Source organism: Pseudonocardia sp. NPDC046786 (assembly GCF_040645415.1).
In the GTDB taxonomy this organism is placed as follows: domain Bacteria; phylum Actinomycetota; class Actinomycetes; order Mycobacteriales; family Pseudonocardiaceae; genus Pseudonocardia; species Pseudonocardia kongjuensis.
Window position 1 is genome coordinate 225,336 of the sequence record NZ_JBEYYF010000006.1, and the last position, 15,605, is coordinate 240,940.

A 15,605-nucleotide genomic window follows, 5' to 3' on the forward strand; every position below is an offset into this window, starting at 1 on the left:
GACCCGGCTCAGGGGGTCTGCCAGTACCGGCGCCACTCGTCGGCGGTCAGCGCGTGCGGGTCCCGGCCGTCGGCGGCCGCGGCCTTCTCGGCGGCGCGCACCCGGGCGTCGAACGCGCGGGCGACGCCGCGCAGCGCGTCCTCCGGATCACCCCCGCCGAGCTGGGTGGTCGCGGCCAGCCGGAACAGCTGCTCGCCCGGCCCGTCGCCGCCGGGCAGCAGGTCCGCGGGCAGCCCGGCCCGGGCGGTGCGGGAGGCCAGCTTCGCGGCCAGCGCGACCGCCGGCTGGGCGGTCGCGACGCCGTCCACACTGGACTCGCGCTGCTTCTCGGCCCGCTTCAGCTCGTCCCAGCGGCGGTCCTGGTCCTGCGCGGTCGCCACCCGCTCCCCGGTGCCGAACACGTGCGGGTGCCGCCCGACGAGCTTGTCGACCAGGCCGGTCGCGACCGGGTCGATGCCGAACGGGTCGTCCGGGTGCTCGGCGGCGACCCTGGCGTGGAACAGCACCTGCAGCAGCACGTCGCCGAGCTCCTCGCGCAGCTCGGTCCGGTCGCCGTCCTCGATCGCCTGGTAGAGCTCGTAGCACTCCTCCACCAGGTAGCGCAGCAGCGAGACGTGGGTCTGCTCGGCGTCCCACGGGCAGCCGCCCGGCGAGCGGAGCCGGTCCATCACCGCGATCGCGTCGAGCACGGCGTGCCCGGTGGGCGGGGCGACGGTGCCGTACGGACGGTCCGGGCGGGCAGCCGGATGACCGGCCGGGACCAGCAGCACGATGCCGTCGGGCAGCGACGCCGGATCGGTGCCGTCCCAGTCCTGCGCACCGGCGGCCGCACCGGCCTCCAGCCCCGGATCGGCGAGCACCGCGGTGGCCGCCCGCAGCGCGGGTACCGCCGCCGCCGGCAGCGCGGCCCCGCGGCGCGGGCAGGCGACGACCGTCGCCGTCACGGCGTCAGCGCACCGGATCCGGTGCCGGCCCCGGTGGACACCGGCAGCAGCGTCGCCGCCTCGTCCGCGCCCGGCACGGCGAGCATCTGGATCGGGTCCCAGCTGCCGTAGCGCGGGTTCAGCTCGACCCCGGCGCGCAGCGCGGTCGGGGTGAGCAGCCGGATCCCGGCCTCGGACAGCGTCTCCGGGTCGAGCCGGTCCACCGCGCCGCCCTCCGGCGGGGCCTGCGCGTCGAGGGTGCGGTCGGTCACCCGGACCACCACCCAGCCCTGGCCGGTGCCCAGCTGGAACGCGGCGACCCAGCCCGCCGGGATGCCGATCAGCGGGGTCAGCGCGGCCTGCGGCGTCTCCGCGGGGCGGATCGCCAGGTCCCGCTGGGTGGTTCCGGCGCCGGCCAGCGCCCGCTCGGCGCGCTCGCCGCCCGCGGCGACCTCGCGCGCCAGGTCGAGTGCCTGCTCGCGGGACTCGGCGATGGCGACGTCGGCGGTGACCGAGAGCCGGTCGAGATCGCGGCCGGCCAGCGCGGCGAGGGTCAGCCGGTCCCGCACCGCGGCCTGCGCCCCGCCCACCGACAGCGAGCTCGCGGTGACCGCCTCCGGGCCGCCCGCCTCGGCGACCGCGGCGTCGACCTGCTGGTCGCTGACGGTGATCCCCTGCTCCTGCGCCGCCCGGCCGAGCAGGTCCCGGATGACGAGCTGGGACACCACGGCGCGGCCGATGTCGGCCTCCGAGCCGCCCTGCGCGGCCAGCCCCTCGACCAGCCCGGGCCGGACGAGCACGTCGGTGATCGACTGCTGGGTCTCGTCCAGCGGGATCGAGGTCTGCCCGACGATCGCGGCCGAGTCGGCCCGGTTCGGACCGGCACCGCAGCCCGTGACCAGCGCCGAGACGATCACCAGGGCCGCCGTGAACCTGCCCGTCCGTGTGCGCACCGGCCCAGCCTCTCACGCGGTGTGGCGGCGGTCTCCGGCGGCTGGCGGCGCCGGTCACAGCTCGCCGAGCTCCACCAGGCCGTCCTGCAGGGCCCTGGCCACCAGCGCGGCCTTCGACGGTGCGGGCCGGCCGGCGTCGGCGTACTTGGCCCGGACCCGCGCGATGTAGGTGTCGACGGTCTTCGCCGACAGGTGCAGCCGGTGCGCGACGAGGGTCTTCGACTCGGACTCGAACCAGGCCAGGAGCACCTGCCGCTCCCGGACCGACAGCACCGGACGCTCCGGGCGGCGGTCGCCGGCGAGCACGCCGCCGAGCACCGGCCCGGTGTACGACGCGCCACGGGCCGCCGCGTGCACCGCGGCGACCAGGTGCCCGGCGCCCTCGGACTTGGCCAGGTAGCTCGACGCGCCGAGATCGACGCAGCCGAGCACGGTCTCCGGGGTCTCGTCCTGGGAGTAGACGACGACGTTGCGGCCGGCCTCGACCAGGCCGCGCAGCACCGCGAGGTCCGGCACCGAGCCGCCCAGGAACAGGTCCAGGACGACGACGTCGGCGGCGGCTCCTGGGCCGGTCGACGCGATCTCCGGACCGGGCCCGGCCGCCAGCACGGTGATCGGCGGGTCGGCGGCGGCACACCAGCCGCTCACGCCCTCCACGATCGCCGGATGGTCGTCGACGATCACCGCGGTGACCGCTGCTGCCATCTGACCTCCAACCAGGTGCGTCCCTCGTGCTCCAGGATCTCGGTGCGGATCCCGGACCCGTCACCGGGTACGGGCCGCGGGCCGCGGCCCGCACCGAGCTCGGCGACGACGGCGAGCACGAGCCCGCCGTCGTCGGCGTGCAGGGCCACCCGGGCGGTGCCGGTCGCGGCGGCCAGCATCGCACCGACGTGGCCGACCAGTGTCCGGCGCACCTGCGCGGGCGGCTCGGGCCCGGGCGCCGCGGCGGCGAACCGCACGACGAGGCCGCGCCGCTCGGCCCGCTCGACCAGCGCCTCCAGCTCGCCGGCGAGCTCGCCGCCGTCGTCACCGGCGGCGAACAGCCGGCGCATCCGGGCCGACTCGACGGCGGCGCGGCGCCGCACGTCCGGGTCGCCGGGGGCCAGCGAGCCGTCCCGCAGGCCGCGCAGCAGCGGCAGCACCCCGGCCCGCAGGGCCGCGTAGCGCCGCTCCCGGTCGCCGTGCACCCGCTGCGCGATCTCCTCCCGGGTCACGGCTGCGGCCCGCGCGGCGGCCGCCGCGGTGGTCTCCGCCGCGACGGTGCGCAGCGCCACCGCGCCGAGCGCGACCGCCAGGTGCAGGCCCTCCACGCCGACCACGACGATGCCGAACTCGACCAGGGTGGCCGGATCGGCGCGGCCGCGGAGCACGAGCACCCCGGCCATCAGCACGACGTGCGTCACGATGAACCCGACGGTCCAGCGCAGCCGCCGGTCGCAGAACAGCAGCACCCCGAGGAAGCCGGTCACCCCGAGCGTCCAGTGCGCGGGCCGGACGAGCCCGTCGGCGGGCAGCGACAGCGTCGCCCCGAGCGCCATCAGCAGCACGAACGCGGCCGCCGGGAGCCGCACCGCACCCCAGTACCGGTCGGCCGTCACCAGGGCCAGGTCGGCGAGCGCGACGGCGGCGATGCCGGCGAACCAGATCCAGGCCGCCCACGGCGCCGGGTACAGCTCCGCGGTGGCGAGCAGGTTCCCCAGGCAGAACACGACCAGCACGACCAGCACGACCAGCGACTGCGCGAGCCGCAGCCCGCGCAGCAGCCGCAGCGCGGGCACCCCCGGGTCCGCCGCACCCGGTCGGCCGGAGCCGCCGGGCCGCTCGGGTCCGTCCGGGGCGGGCCGGTCCGGGGCGGGCCAGTCGAGGGTCACGGTGGTGCCGCGGCCGGCCGCGGACACCACGGTCGCCCGGCCGCCCGCGCCGGCCATCCGTCCGGCCACCGACGTCCGCAGCCCGGTGCGGCCGCGCGGCACCGACGCCGGATCGAACCCGCCGCCGTCGTCGGTGATCTCGATCCGGACGCCGCCGTCGCGCGGGTGCAGCCGGAGGCGGGCGGCGCCGGTCCCGGCGTGCCGGCGTACGTTCTCCAGCGCCTCGCCGACGGCGCCGTCCAGCGCGGCGAGCGCGGGCCCGGGCAGACCCGGGTAGGCCGGCACGGGCTCGGGCCGCACCCGCACCCGGGACCGGGCCACGGTGCGGGCCAGCGACGGAGCCGGATCGGCGGACCGGCCCTCCAGCGTCGCGATGTCGCGGTCCACCTGCCCCCGCAGCCAGGGCTCCCGGCCGCCCACCTCGCCGAGTCCGACCATCAGCAGGGTCCCGGCGGCGGTGTCGTGCACGGCCGCCCAGTGCCGGCGCTGCTCGGCCCGGCGGGCGGCCTCGGTGGCGGCGGCACGCTCGGTGGCGAAGCGGTCGGCGAGCAGCGCGTCGGCGTCCTGGCCGGCCCGCACGACCAGCACCCGCAGCAGCCGGGACAGCGCCGCGCCGACCAGCATCCAGGCGCCGCCCCCGGCCAGCAGCGCCTCGCCGGGACCGAGCCCGGAGAGCAGGCAGCCGGCCAGGTAGGCGCCGGCCAGCAGCACCGCGGTCAGCGCGCCGGCGAGCGGCGGCCTGTACCACTGCACGGTGATCGCGGTGAACGACACCACCACCGCCACCCAGCCGAGCTGCAGCGCGACGAGCCCCGGATCGACCAGCCACGGCTGGGCCAGCGCCAGCAGCGCGACCACCGCCGGATCGGCCCGGCCCACCCCGGCCGGGCGGCCGGTGCGCGCCCAGTGCAGGTGGAGCAGGTTCCATCCGGCGAAGGCCACCGCGACCGCACCGCACAGCCACGCCCCGGCGGGCGGTCCGGCGAACGGCGCGAGCCCGGCCGCCAGGATCCCGACGACGGCCCGCGCGGACACCGCGTACCGGCGGCCCCGGCGATCCAGGAACCGCGTGGTCGCAGCCTCCTCTGCCGGCGAGGTCCGGAACATCACGGAGAGGGTGTCGCGTCTCCGGCCGTCCCGTTAGCCCGGTCCGGCTCCCGGGTGCCGAACATCTCGTCACACGGCGCCTGGGAGGTGTTCCTGCGCGCGGTGGCCTGCAACTGGCTGGTCTGCCTGGCGATCTGGCTCTCGCTCGCCTCCGACGGATCACCGGGAAGATCCTCGGGATCTTCTTCCCGATCAGGGCGTTCGTGGCGATGGGCTTCGACCACATGGTCGCCGACATGTTCTTCCTGCCGGCCGCGATGTTCGCCGGTGTCCCCGGTCTGACCTGGTCCGACGTGACCGTCAACCTGTCGATCGCGACCGTCGGCAATCTCGTCGGCGGCGTTGTGTTCGTCGCGCTCGCCTACTGGTACCTGTACCTGAAGGGCGAGCCCGCCGACGCCCGAGCCTCAGCCGCCGGTCGAGTGCACCGGCGTCGACGACGGCACGATCTGCGCCAGCAGCTCCGCGCACCAGCCGAGGAGCTCGACGTCGCGCACCGGCGCCCCGCCGATCCGCCCGCCCTGCACCGGCTTCGGCACCGTGACGACCTGCGCCGCCGCCTTGTACTGGGCCTTCGGGTAGAGCCTGCGCAGCCGCAGCTGCGCCGAGTCCGGCAGCTGCACCGGGCCGATCCGCAGCTGCGTCCCGGCCGAGGCGACCTCGCGGACGCCGAGCCTGCGGCACAGCTGCCGGAACCGGGCCACCTCCAGCAGATTGCGCACCGGGGTCGGCGGCTCGCCGTAGCGGTCGGTCAGCTCCTCCACGATCGCGCCCAGCGCGGCGTCGTCCGGCGCCTCGGCGATCTTGCGGTAGACCTCCAGCCGCAGCCGCTCGCCGTCGACGTAGTCGTGCGGCACGTGCGCGTCGACCGGGAGATCGACCCGGACCTCGGGCAGGTCCTCCTCGATCTCCCCGGCCTCGCCGCCCGCCTGCCTACGGAACGCGGCGACCGCCTCGCCGACCAGCCGGATGTAGAGATCGAAGCCGACGCCGGCGATGTGCCCGCTCTGCTCGGCGCCCAGGATGTTCCCGGCGCCCCGGATCTCCAGGTCCTTCATCGCCACCGCGGCGCCCGAGCCCAGCTCGGAGTGCTGGGCGATGGTCGCCAGCCGGTCGTGCGCGGTCTCGGTGAGCGGGTGCTCGGGCGGGAACAGGAAGTAGGCGTAGCCGCGCTCCCGGCCGCGGCCCACCCGGCCGCGCAGCTGGTGCAGCTGGGACAGCCCGAGGGTGTCCGAGCGCTCGACGATCAGCGTGTTGGCGTTGGAGATGTCCAGCCCGTTCTCGACGATCGTGGTGCACACCAGCACGTCGGACTCGCGATGCCAGAACGCGCTGACGGTGCGCTCCAGCAGGTCCTCGTGCATCTGGCCGTGCGCCACCGCGACCCGGGCCTCGGGCACCAGGTTCTGCACGTGCCGGGCGGCCCGGTCGATCGAGGACACCCGGTTGTGCACGTAGAACACCTGGCCGTCGCGCAGCAGCTCGCGGCGGACCGCGGCGGCGACCTGCTTGTCGTCGTAGGCGCCGACGTAGGTCAGCGTCGGGTGCCGGTCCTCGGGCGGGGTGGTGATCGCCGACATCTCGCGGATCCCGGCGAGGCTCATCTCCAGGGTCCGCGGGATCGGCGTCGCGGAGAGCGTGAGCACGTCGACGTGCGCGCGCAGCGCCGTGATGTGCTCCTTGTGCTCGACCCCGAAGCGCTGCTCCTCGTCGACGATCACCAGGCCGAGGTCCTTGTAGCGGACCCCGGTCTGCAGCAGCCGGTGGGTGCCGACGACGACGTCCACCTCACCCTCGGCGAGCTTCGCGATCGTCTCCTTCGCCTCGGCCGGATCGGTGAACCGGGACAGCCCGCGCACGGTCACCGGGAACGCGCGCATCCGCTCGGCGAAGGTCGACAGGTGCTGGGTCGCCAGCAGCGTCGTCGGCACCAGCACGGCGACCTGCTTGCCGTCCTGCACGGCCTTGAACGCCGCCCGCACCGCGATCTCGGTCTTGCCGAAACCGACGTCGCCGGAGATCACCCGGTCCATCGGCACCGGACGCTCCATGTCCCGCTTGACCTCGTCGATCGCGGTCAGCTGGTCGGGCGTCTCGGTGTAGGGGAAGGCGTCCTCAAGCTCCCGCTGCCACGGGGTGTCCGCGCCGAAGGCGTGCCCCGGGGACGCCTGGCGGGCCGCGTAGAGCTGCACCAGCCCGGCGGCGATGTCCTTGACCGCCTTGCGCGCACGGCCCTTCGTCTTCGCCCAGTCGGCGCCGCCCAGCTTGTTCACCGCGGGCTGCTCGCCGCCGACGTAGCGGCTGATCTCGTCCAGCGCGTCGGTCGGCACGAACAGCCGGTCCGCGGGCTGGCCCCGCTTCGACGACGCGTACTCCAGCACCAGGTACTCGCGGGTGGCGCCCTGGACGGTGCGTTCCTTCATCTCCACGAAGCGCCCGATGCCGTGCTGGTTGTGCACCACGTAGTCGCCGGGCTGCAGCACCGCCAGGTCGACGGCGTTGCGCCGGCGCGGGGTGGTCTTGCGCGGCGCCGCGTCCAGCCCGGCCCGGCTGCCGGTGAGATCGGCCTCGGACACCAGCACCAGGCCGACGTCGGTCGCGGTGAAGCCGTTCAGCATCCGGCCGCAGGTGACCGTGACGATCCCCTTGTCCGGCACCTCCGGCAGGGCGTCGACCTTCACCGCGGGCACCTCGGCCTCGCGCAGCTGCTCCATCGAACGGTCCGCGGTGCCCTGGCCGGCGAGCACCAGCACCGCGGCGCCACCGGTGGCGACGTGCGCGCGCAGGTCGGTCAGCGCCCGGTCGATGTCGCCGCGGTAGGGCTCGAGCTCGTGCACGGCGGGCACGATCGCGTCGTCCGAGCCGGACAGCAGCGGGGACAGCGACACCACCGGCCGCCCGGTGGCGGTGGCGTGCTCGAGGGTGGTGGTGAGATCCCGGTACGCGGAGCCGGAGACGTCGATCGGCGCCTCCCCCCCGGCGCCGCTCGCCAGCCAGGAGGCCTCCAGGAACTCCTGCCCGGTGCGCACCAGGTCGGCGCAGCGGGTGCGGATCCGCTCCGGATCGGCGACCAGCACCCGGGTGCCGTCCGGGAACAGGTCGGTGAGCGGCTGCATCTCGGACCCTGCGAGGACCGGGATCAGCGACTCCATCCCCTCCCCGGCGATGCCCTCGGCCAGCTTCTCCAGCAGCTCGCGCAGCGGGTTGCGGTTCAGGCCCGCCGTCGCGGGCTGCTCGGCGGCCAGCGCCCTGGCGCGGGCCCGGACCGGCCCGGTGAGCAGCAGCTCCCGGCAGGCCGGGACGACCACCCGGTCCACGTCGCCGACCGAGCGCTGGTCGGCGACCGAGAACGCCCGCAGCTCGGACACCTCGTCGCCCCAGAACTCGACGCGCACCGGATGCTCGGCGGTCGGCGGGAAGACGTCGAGCAGGCCGCCGCGGACGGCGAACTCGCCGCGCGCGGTGACCATCTCGGCGCGGGTGTAGGCCAGCTCGACGAGCCGCTCCAGCAGCTGCTCGAAGTCGTGCTCCTCGCCGGGGGCGAGCGTCACCGGCTCGAGTGCGCCGAGCCCGGGGGCGACCGGCTGGATCAGGCTGCGCGCCGCGGTGACGACCACCCGCGGCGCGGTCTCCGCCGACGCCAGCCGGTGGAAGATCGTCAGCCTCCGGGCGACGGTGTCCGGCCGCGGCGAGAGTTTCTCGTGCGGCAGCGTCTCCCACGACGGCAGCACGACGACCGGGGCGCCGGCGCTGTCGGTGACGGTGTCGGCGGCGGCGTCCAGCGCCTCGCCGTGCCCGAGCAGGTCGGACACCGCGGCCGCGAGGTCCTCCGCCTCCCGGTCGGTGGCGGTCACGGCCAGCACGGCCGACGACCCGGCGAGGGCCGCGGTGAGCAGCGGCCGCAGCGCCGCCGGACCCTCGACGCCCACCGCGGGTGTCTCGGTGGTGCGGGTGTCGGCGTCGCGGGCGGCATCGACGGCGGCCCGCAGGCCGGCGTCGGACAGGGCGGAGGTGAGCAGACCGGACAGGATGGCCACGACGGCGCTGGCTCCTCGATCGGGAGTGGGCTGGCGGTGCGCAGGACAGACCCCTGCCCGGGTCGCGTGCGGTCCGGGTGGGGGTGCCGACCCCCGACGATACGCCCGGTCGTCCCCGGTGCCGGGGACCGGCCACCACGGTCCGGCCGGAATCCGGATCCGGACGATCACGACACCGTGTCACTACTACCTTTCATCGTAGAACGGCACCCGTTCGAGTGCGCTAACGTCCGAGTGCGTCAGCCGGGGATCCGGATCCTGAACGGACGGAGCACACCGTTGATCACGGTCTACCTGAACCGCCGGATCGGCGACGACGATCGTCGCGAACTGCTGTTCGGCGGGGACTTCTTCCTCTACACCGACATCGGCGGCGCCGATGCGCTCGCCGATCACGCCAAGGACCTGATCGGGCAGGCGTTCGAGGGCCTGGACCCGGAGCGGGCCCAGTACGAGATGGACGTCGACGAGTTCATCCGCCGGGTCGAGCCGCTGAAGCGGGAGTTCACCAACGGGCAGCGCACGAAGGAGCTGTGCCGGCAGTTCGCGACCGATCTCGGCGTCGATCCCGAGCTCACCTACTTCGACATCCCGCGGTTGCGGGTGATCCCGGCCGACCAGTTCCTGACCGCCGGCGTCTCCTACAACTACAAGGCGCACCGGGACATGTGGTACGGCCATCCGCAGCAGCTGGTGAACTACTGGACGCCGGTTTTCCCGGTCGTCGGCGACAACGTGATGAGCATGTTCACCGACTATTTCGACCGAGCGGTGAAGAACGGGTCGAACCAGTACGACTACGACGAATGGGTCGCCAAGCACCGGACCGCCGCGGCCGGGGAGAAGACCACCGACACCCGTCCGCACCCGCTGCCGCTGGAGGACTTCGAGTCCCGCGGCGAGATCCGGATCGCCGGCCAGTCCGGCGACGTGTTCATGTTCTCGTCGAACCACCTGCACGCGTCGGCGCCGAACACCTCCGGCGTCACCCGGTTCTCCTACGACCTGCGGACCATCAACCTCGACGACGTCCGGCGCGGCCGCGGCCCGCGCAACGTGGACTCCGGCGCGACCGGCACCACGCTCGGCGACTTCCTGCGCGTCTCCGACCTGGCCCCGCTCGACGCGGACGAGTTCGCCGACGCCCTCACCCGCTCCTGACCGCAGCGGGCGGCCGGTCAGCGGCGCACACCGCCGCCGCCCGGCCGCCCCGCACCGCCCGGTCAGCGGGCGTAGCGCAGCTCCGCGCGGGCCCTGGCCTTCGCCGCCTCCACCTCGCGGTCCTTCGGCGGGGCCGTCGTGGTCAGCCCGTCCAGTAGCTCCCGGGTCACCTCGGCGACCGCCGCCACCGCCCGGTCGAACACCTCGGCGTTGGCCTGCGACGGCTTCGCCGAGCCCGAGATCTTGCGGACGTACTGCAGCGCCGCCGCCTGCACCTCGTCGGTGTCGGCGGGCGGCTCGAAGTTGTGCAGCGTCCGGATGTTGCGGCACATCGGCACCTCCGGTGCTCGTGGCTGGTGTCGCGGTGCAACCACGATAACCACCCACGAGCGGCCGGCGGCTACTTCACGACGTGCATCGACCCGTCCAGCTCGCCCGCCTTCTGCCGCGCGTTCAGCACGGCGAGCCGGGTGAAGGAGTTGTCGAACGCGTCCTGGGTGAGGCCGCGGGCCTGGTACTCGGTGGCGAGCTGCTCGGCACCGGCCGGGATCGTCCAGCCCGCCTCGAAGCCGAGCTCCTTGCGGGCCCGGGAGAAGTCGACCCGGTACGAGCGCGGGTCGTTGCCGGCCTCGCCGGTGATGTTCAGCGTCGAGCCGGGGACGGCGTCGATGACCGCCTGGGCGATCTCGGCGACGGTCCGGTTGTTCTTCTCGGTGCCGACGTTGTAGGCGCGCGCCCGGACGACGTCCGCGGGGGCCTCCAGGGCGGCGACGACCGCACCGGAGATGTCCTCGGCGTGCGCCAGCGGGCGCCACGGCGTGCCGTCGGAGAGCACGGTGACCTCGCCGGTGAGCACGGCGCGCCCGACCAGGTTGTTCAGCACGATGTCGGCGCGCAGCCGCGGCGAGAAGCCGAACGCGGTGGCGTTGCGCATCGAGACCGGCACGAAGTCGCCGGACGCCAGCTCGGCGAGATCGTCCTCGACCCGGACCTTGGAGATCGCGTACGGGGTGACCGGCTTGAGCGGGGCGTCCTCGTCGACCAGGTCGTCGCCGGACTGCGCGCCGTACACCGAGCAGGTCGAGGCGTAGACGAACCGCCCGACGCCGGCCTCCTTCGACAGCGTCGCCAGCCGGGTGGAGGCGTGGTGGTTGATGTCGTAGGTGATCTCCGGTGCCATCGAGCCGAGCGGGTCGTTCGACAGTGCGGCCATGTGCACCACGGCGTCGAAGCCCTGCAGCTGCTCGACGGTGACGTCCCGCAGGTCGGTGCTGAAGCCGTCGACGTCGGGGGCGTCCAGCGACCCCAGCACGCAGGAGGCGAACAGCCCGGAGTCGAGCCCGGTGACCTCGTGGCCGGCGGCGGCGAGGATCGGTGCCATCACCGTTCCCAGGTAGCCCTGATGTCCGGTGAGCAGTACCCGCATGGTGATCCCTTCGAGAGTGTGGTCGTTCGAGGTCAAGCGGCGCCGAAGCCGGGCGAGGGCTCGGATCCGGCGATCGGTGCGACGGACAGGGTGAGCTTCTGCACGTGGAACGCCTCGGCGTAGCGGGCGTGGCACTGCACGCCGCGCACCCGGGCGAGCCCGCGGAAGGTCTCGTCGTCGAACCAGGGACGGTCCTGCTGGGAACCGTAGTGCTCGCCCAGCTTCACGATCTTCTCGGTCAGCACCGGCTCGGCGAGCGGGAGGTAGACGCCGGGCTGGGCGAGGTCGCCCTCCCACTTGAGGATCTCGTAGCCCAGCGTCAGGTGGTCCCGGTAGGCGGTCGGGATCATCTGGGCGAGCGTCCGGTGGTCCTGGTGGGCGTCGTGCGGGGACGGCCCGATGACCAGGTCGGGCTCACCCCGGGTGCGCAGCTCCTCGAGCGCCATCTTGGCGCGCTCCCAGTGCTGCGGCACCCGGCCGTCCGGCAGGTCCATGACGGTGACCTCGAGCTCGGCCCCCGGCGTGAACGCGGCCAGCGCCGAGCGCTCCTCCTCCTCGCGCAGCGACCCGGCACCGGTCAGGACCAGCGCGGTGACGTGCACGCCCGGATAGGCGCGGCACAGCTCGAGGAGCGTGCCGCCCGCCCCGATCGCGATGTCGTCGCAGTGCGCGCCCAGCAGCAGGATGCGGTCCAGCCGCTCGGGCAGCAGGTTCAGCACGGTCTCTCGGTCCCTCCGGCAACTCGGCGCGTCAGTCGCGCTGGTGGCTGCTGCTGTGCATCGCGACGATCGCGGCCTGCAGCGGGTCGCGATCGGTCCCGTGCGACTCCCACAGCATCCACGGCCGGGCGCCACCCTGGTAGGCGGCCTCCAGAGCGTTGCGCTCCTTCACGGTGTCCGCGGGCTGCCAGAATCCCCGGTGCCGGAACGCCGCCATCCTGCCCTTGCGGGCCAGCGGTGCACACACGTCGCCGATCAGGTCACAGTCCTTCTCGAGATACTCGAAGACGCCGGGCCGGAACATCAGGTAGCCGCCGTTCTCCCAGAGCGGCATCTCCTGCAGCGTGGTGATCGACTCCAGCTTCCCGTCGTCGGTCACGTCGACGCAGTGGAACGCCGACTGCGGCGGGACGGCCATCAGCTGACCGATCGCGTCGGTCCCGCGGAACTGCTCGACCATCCGGTCCAGCGGCGCGTCGGTGAGGACGTCGGCGTAGTTGGCGTGGAACATCTCGTCGTCCTCCACGAGATGGCGGACCCGCCGCAGCCGCTCGCCGATCGGCGAGTCCAGGCCGGTGTGCACGAACGTGATGTTCCAGTCCTGGATGTCGCTGCCCATCAGATCGACCTCGCCGTGGTGCAGCACGAAGTCGTTGGACTCGGTCTCGTCGTAGTTCAGGAAGTAGTTCTTGATGTGGTGCGCGCCGTAGCCCAGGCACAGGATGAAGTCCTTGTGTCCGAAATGGGCGTAGTAGCGCATCACGTGCCAGATCAGCGGCCGGGGACCGACCGGATGCATCGGCTTCGGGAGATCGGAGGCGCCATCGCGCATCCGCATGCCGTAACCACCGCAGAACAGGACGACCTTCACGTCAGACCACCTCGAGCGACGGGATCGGGAACACCAGCCGGCCACCCCAGTCGTGCACGTGTGCCAGCTGCCCGGTGAGCTCGGCACGCAGGTTCCAGGGCAGGACGAGCACGTAGTCGGGACGATCCCGGGTGATCCGTTCCGGATCGTGGATCGGGATCCGGGTCCCCGGCGTCAGCCGGCCGTGCTTGTACGGGTTCCGGTCCACCGTGTACTCGAGCAGATCGGGCCGGATCCCGCAGTAGTTGAGCAGGGTGTTGCCCTTGCCGGGGGCGCCGTAGCCGACGACCCGCTTCCCCTGCCTGCGGGCGTCGATCAGGAACGACACCAGGTCGTCGCGGATGGTGGAGACGGCCTCGGCGAACCCGTCGTGCCCCTCCGGACTGTGCAGGCCGGCCGCCGCCTCGGCGGCGAGCACCTCGCGCACCCGCTCGCCCGGCTCGCCGGCCGCGCCGTCCGGCCGGGCCCACATCCGGATCGAGCCGCCGTGCGTGTCGAGCAGCTCGACGTCGACCAGCGTCAGCCCGCCCGCGGCGAGCGCCCGCTGCCCGGTGAGCAGCGTGTAGTACTGGAAGTGCTCGTGGTAGATCGTGTCGAACTGGCGGCGCTCGACCAGCGTGAGCAGGTGCTGGACCTCGATCGAGACCCAGCCGTCGTCGGCGACCATGGCGCGCAGACCCTGCGCGAAGCCGACGACGTCCGGGATGTGCGCGAACACGTTGTTGCCGCAGACCAGATCGGCCGGGCCGTGCTCGGCGCGCACCCGGGCGCCGGTCTCCGGGGTGAGGAACGCGGTGAGCGTCGGGACGCCCTTCTGCCGGGCCGCCTCGCCGACGTTCACGCTCGGCTCCACGCCGAGGCAGCGGATGCCCTTCCCGAGGACGTGCTGGAGCAGGTACCCGTCGTTGCTGGCGACCTCGACGACGAACGAGTCCGGTCCCAGCCCGATCCGCTCGGCGGCGGTGTCGACGAACCGGCGGGCGTGCTCCACCCAGGACGAGCTGAACGACGAGAAGTAGGCGTACTCGGAGAACGTCTCCTCCGGCGTGATCTCCGGCGGGAGCTGGGCCAGCAGGCAGGTGTCGCACACCCGGACGTGCAGCGGGTAGGTGACCTCCGGCCGGCCCGCCGCCTCCGGCGTGAGGAACAGCTCGCACGGCGGCGTCGCGCCGAGGTCGCAGAAGCTGCGCAGGTCCGTGGAACCGCACAGCCGGCAGGTCAGCACGGCTTCGGGTGCCCCTGTCGCACCGGTCTCCACGCCGCTCTGCCTGGGACCCCCCGTTTTCAGCACGTATCTCAGTCTGTCAACTCGGAGCGCTGGTGGCACGCCCGGGGGTGGGGTCGCCCGATAGTGGGTGTTTGTCCCGGGACGGACCGTCGCAAACCGCCCACACGGGGAGGTGTGCTGCGGGGCGGCCGAACGGCGCGTGCCAGGATGAGTGCCTGATCCGCCGTGGTGTAACGGCAGCACCTCGGATTTTGGTTCCGATGGTCCAGGTTCGAATCCTGGCGGCGGAGCAAGGCCCCGACACACAAGACTCCCCGCACCGTCTCCCCCGCTCCGCCGACGCATCCGCACAGGTTCCTCGCGTTCGCACGGGATCGGACCCCGTGCGAACGCCACGAACCCGTGCGAACGCCAGGATCTCGCCGTTGGTGGGGAGGGTGGACGTGCGCTGCTCGGGAGGGCGATGCTGGTACCGGGCACGACGGGTGGAGGGAGGCGGGACGGGCGTGGCGGACACCTGGACCGAGGACGCGCCCGGCGTCCTGTGCCTGCCGTCCGGACGGCTGGTCCGCGGCCGCGCACTGCGCCGGCCGCTGCCCGACGGGCCGGTCCCCGACTTCGGGCTCTACCTGCTCGGCCGCGAACCCGAACCGACCGGCTGGCCGTCGCGCTGGGTGCACTGGCCGGACTTCCTGCTCCCCCGCGACCGGATCGCGTTAGGCTCGGGCCTGCGCGAACTGCTCGACCGGGCCGGGTCCGGACGGGTGGAGGTCGCCTGCGCCGGCGGGTCCGGCCGCACCGGCACCGCGCTCGCCTGCCTGGCCGTCCTCGACGGCGTCCCGGCCCGCGACGCCGTCGGCCACGTGCGCCGGCACTACTCGCCGCGGGCCGTCGAGACCCCGTGGCAGAAGCGGTTCGTGCGGCGCTTCGGCGGCTGAGACAGCCGTCACCGATGAGTTCCGGCCGGACGCACGGTCGGACGGTGGACAGCACACCCGACAGAACGGACAGACGCATGTCGTTCCAGGCGTACCTCGACGCGATCGAGAAGAAGACCGGGAAGATCCCGGCCGAGCTGGTCGCCGAGGCGACGGCGCGGGGCTTCGGCACCGGGACGAAGGCCGGGGACATCGTCGCCTGGCTGAAGGCCGACTACGACCTCGGTCGCGGGCACGCGATGGCGCTGGCCCACGTCGTCCGCAACGGCACCACCATCAGCGACACCCACGTCGGGACGACCGGCTCGCACCGCGACGAGTCGACCGAGCTGCGGCTCGACGGGATCGCGAACCGCTGACCCGCGCCG

Annotated in this window: 13 protein-coding genes, 1 tRNA gene and 1 pseudogene; 5 read left to right on the forward strand and 10 right to left on the reverse strand. The window is 73.8% G+C overall.

Annotated elements, in window-relative coordinates; translation table 11 throughout:
* Window positions 1-8: 8 nt before the first annotated feature.
* The 4 genes from ABZ881_RS10210 to ABZ881_RS10225 are packed head-to-tail and all read right to left on the reverse strand — an operon-like array spanning window position 9 to window position 4,857.
* Window positions 9-944, reverse strand: a complete 936-nt coding sequence (locus tag ABZ881_RS10210; RefSeq protein WP_358483458.1) for a MazG family protein — start codon at window positions 942-944, stop codon at window positions 9-11.
* Entirely contained in the window at window positions 941-1,876 is a 936-nt protein-coding gene (locus tag ABZ881_RS10215; protein ID WP_358483459.1) for a SurA N-terminal domain-containing protein, read from the reverse strand. Before ABZ881_RS10215 ends, ABZ881_RS10210 begins: the two co-directional genes overlap by 4 nt.
* A gap of 54 nt (window positions 1,877-1,930) precedes the next feature.
* On the reverse strand, window positions 1,931-2,581 hold the full coding sequence (locus tag ABZ881_RS10220; protein WP_358483460.1) for a response regulator: 651 nt from the start codon (window positions 2,579-2,581) through the stop codon (window positions 1,931-1,933).
* Window positions 2,557-4,857, reverse strand: a complete 2,301-nt coding sequence (locus tag ABZ881_RS10225; RefSeq protein ID WP_358483462.1) for an ATP-binding protein — start codon at window positions 4,855-4,857, stop codon at window positions 2,557-2,559. The genes ABZ881_RS10220 and ABZ881_RS10225 overlap by 25 nt, the downstream gene beginning before the upstream one ends.
* Before the next feature lie 158 nt (window positions 4,858-5,015).
* On the opposite strand from ABZ881_RS10225, the pseudogene ABZ881_RS10230 reads away from it, so the two are divergent.
* Window positions 5,016-5,216, forward strand: a pseudogene (locus tag ABZ881_RS10230) (formate/nitrite transporter family protein); the annotation flags it as partial.
* Window positions 5,217-5,264: 48 nt separating this feature from the next.
* Here ABZ881_RS10230 and mfd read toward each other — a convergent pair.
* Window positions 5,265-8,894 carry a transcription-repair coupling factor gene (gene mfd, locus ABZ881_RS10235; RefSeq protein WP_358483464.1) on the reverse strand — a complete coding sequence of 1,210 codons (3,630 nt, stop codon included), beginning with the start codon at window positions 8,892-8,894 and terminating at the stop codon, window positions 5,265-5,267.
* A 279-nt stretch (window positions 8,895-9,173) separates the two neighbouring features.
* Between mfd and ABZ881_RS10240 the strand changes: the two genes are divergently transcribed.
* Complete coding sequence (locus ABZ881_RS10240; RefSeq protein WP_358483466.1) at window positions 9,174-10,055, forward strand: hypothetical protein; 882 nt, start codon at window positions 9,174-9,176, stop codon at window positions 10,053-10,055.
* 62 nt (window positions 10,056-10,117) lie between these two features.
* Here ABZ881_RS10240 and ABZ881_RS10245 read toward each other — a convergent pair whose 3' ends face one another.
* The 5 genes from ABZ881_RS10245 to ABZ881_RS10265 form a co-directional block, all read right to left on the reverse strand.
* Window positions 10,118-10,387 carry a DUF2277 domain-containing protein gene (locus tag ABZ881_RS10245; RefSeq protein ID WP_358483468.1) on the reverse strand — a complete coding sequence of 90 codons (270 nt, stop codon included), beginning with the start codon at window positions 10,385-10,387 and terminating at the stop codon, window positions 10,118-10,120.
* 68 nt (window positions 10,388-10,455) lie between these two features.
* A complete protein-coding gene (locus tag ABZ881_RS10250; RefSeq protein WP_358483470.1) occupies window positions 10,456-11,481 on the reverse strand; it encodes an SDR family oxidoreductase in 1,026 nt (341 codons plus the stop codon).
* Window positions 11,482-11,513: 32 nt separating this feature from the next.
* Entirely contained in the window at window positions 11,514-12,200 is a 687-nt protein-coding gene (locus ABZ881_RS10255; RefSeq protein ID WP_344026689.1) for a PIG-L deacetylase family protein, read from the reverse strand.
* Between the two features lie 31 nt (window positions 12,201-12,231).
* Window positions 12,232-13,071: a sugar phosphate nucleotidyltransferase gene (locus tag ABZ881_RS10260; protein ID WP_344026691.1), complete on the reverse strand. Its 840-nt coding sequence runs from the start codon at window positions 13,069-13,071 to the stop codon at window positions 12,232-12,234.
* A gap of 1 nt (window position 13,072) precedes the next feature.
* Window positions 13,073-14,296 (reverse strand): class I SAM-dependent methyltransferase, encoded by a 1,224-nt coding sequence (locus ABZ881_RS10265; protein WP_358483471.1) that lies wholly within the window; start codon window positions 14,294-14,296, stop codon window positions 13,073-13,075.
* A gap of 222 nt (window positions 14,297-14,518) precedes the next feature.
* Between ABZ881_RS10265 and ABZ881_RS10270 the strand changes: the two genes are divergently transcribed.
* From ABZ881_RS10270 to ABZ881_RS10280, 3 genes are all read left to right on the forward strand, one after another.
* Window positions 14,519-14,589, forward strand: a tRNA-Gln gene (locus ABZ881_RS10270).
* Window positions 14,590-14,805: 216 nt separating this feature from the next.
* Window positions 14,806-15,237, forward strand: a complete 432-nt coding sequence (locus ABZ881_RS10275; RefSeq protein WP_358483473.1) for a protein phosphatase — start codon at window positions 14,806-14,808, stop codon at window positions 15,235-15,237.
* A 77-nt stretch (window positions 15,238-15,314) separates the two neighbouring features.
* Window positions 15,315-15,596 (forward strand): DUF4287 domain-containing protein, encoded by a 282-nt coding sequence (locus ABZ881_RS10280; protein ID WP_358483474.1) that lies wholly within the window; start codon window positions 15,315-15,317, stop codon window positions 15,594-15,596.
* Window positions 15,597-15,605 lie beyond the last annotated feature (9 nt).

Bases quoted from the DNA above. Each gene is read 5' to 3' on its own strand.
- ABZ881_RS10220 (WP_358483460.1), bottom strand. From the start codon at position 2,581: ATGGCAGCAGCGGTCACCGCGGTGATCGTCGACGACCATCCGGCGATC.
- ABZ881_RS10225 (WP_358483462.1), bottom strand. From the start codon at position 4,857: ATGTTCCGGACCTCGCCGGCAGAGGAGGCTGCGACCACGCGGTTCCTG.
- ABZ881_RS10245 (WP_358483468.1), bottom strand. From the start codon at position 10,387: ATGTGCCGCAACATCCGGACGCTGCACAACTTCGAGCCGCCCGCCGAC.
- ABZ881_RS10250 (WP_358483470.1), bottom strand. From the start codon at position 11,481: ATGCGGGTACTGCTCACCGGACATCAGGGCTACCTGGGAACGGTGATG.
- ABZ881_RS10280 (WP_358483474.1), top strand. From the start codon at position 15,315: ATGTCGTTCCAGGCGTACCTCGACGCGATCGAGAAGAAGACCGGGAAG.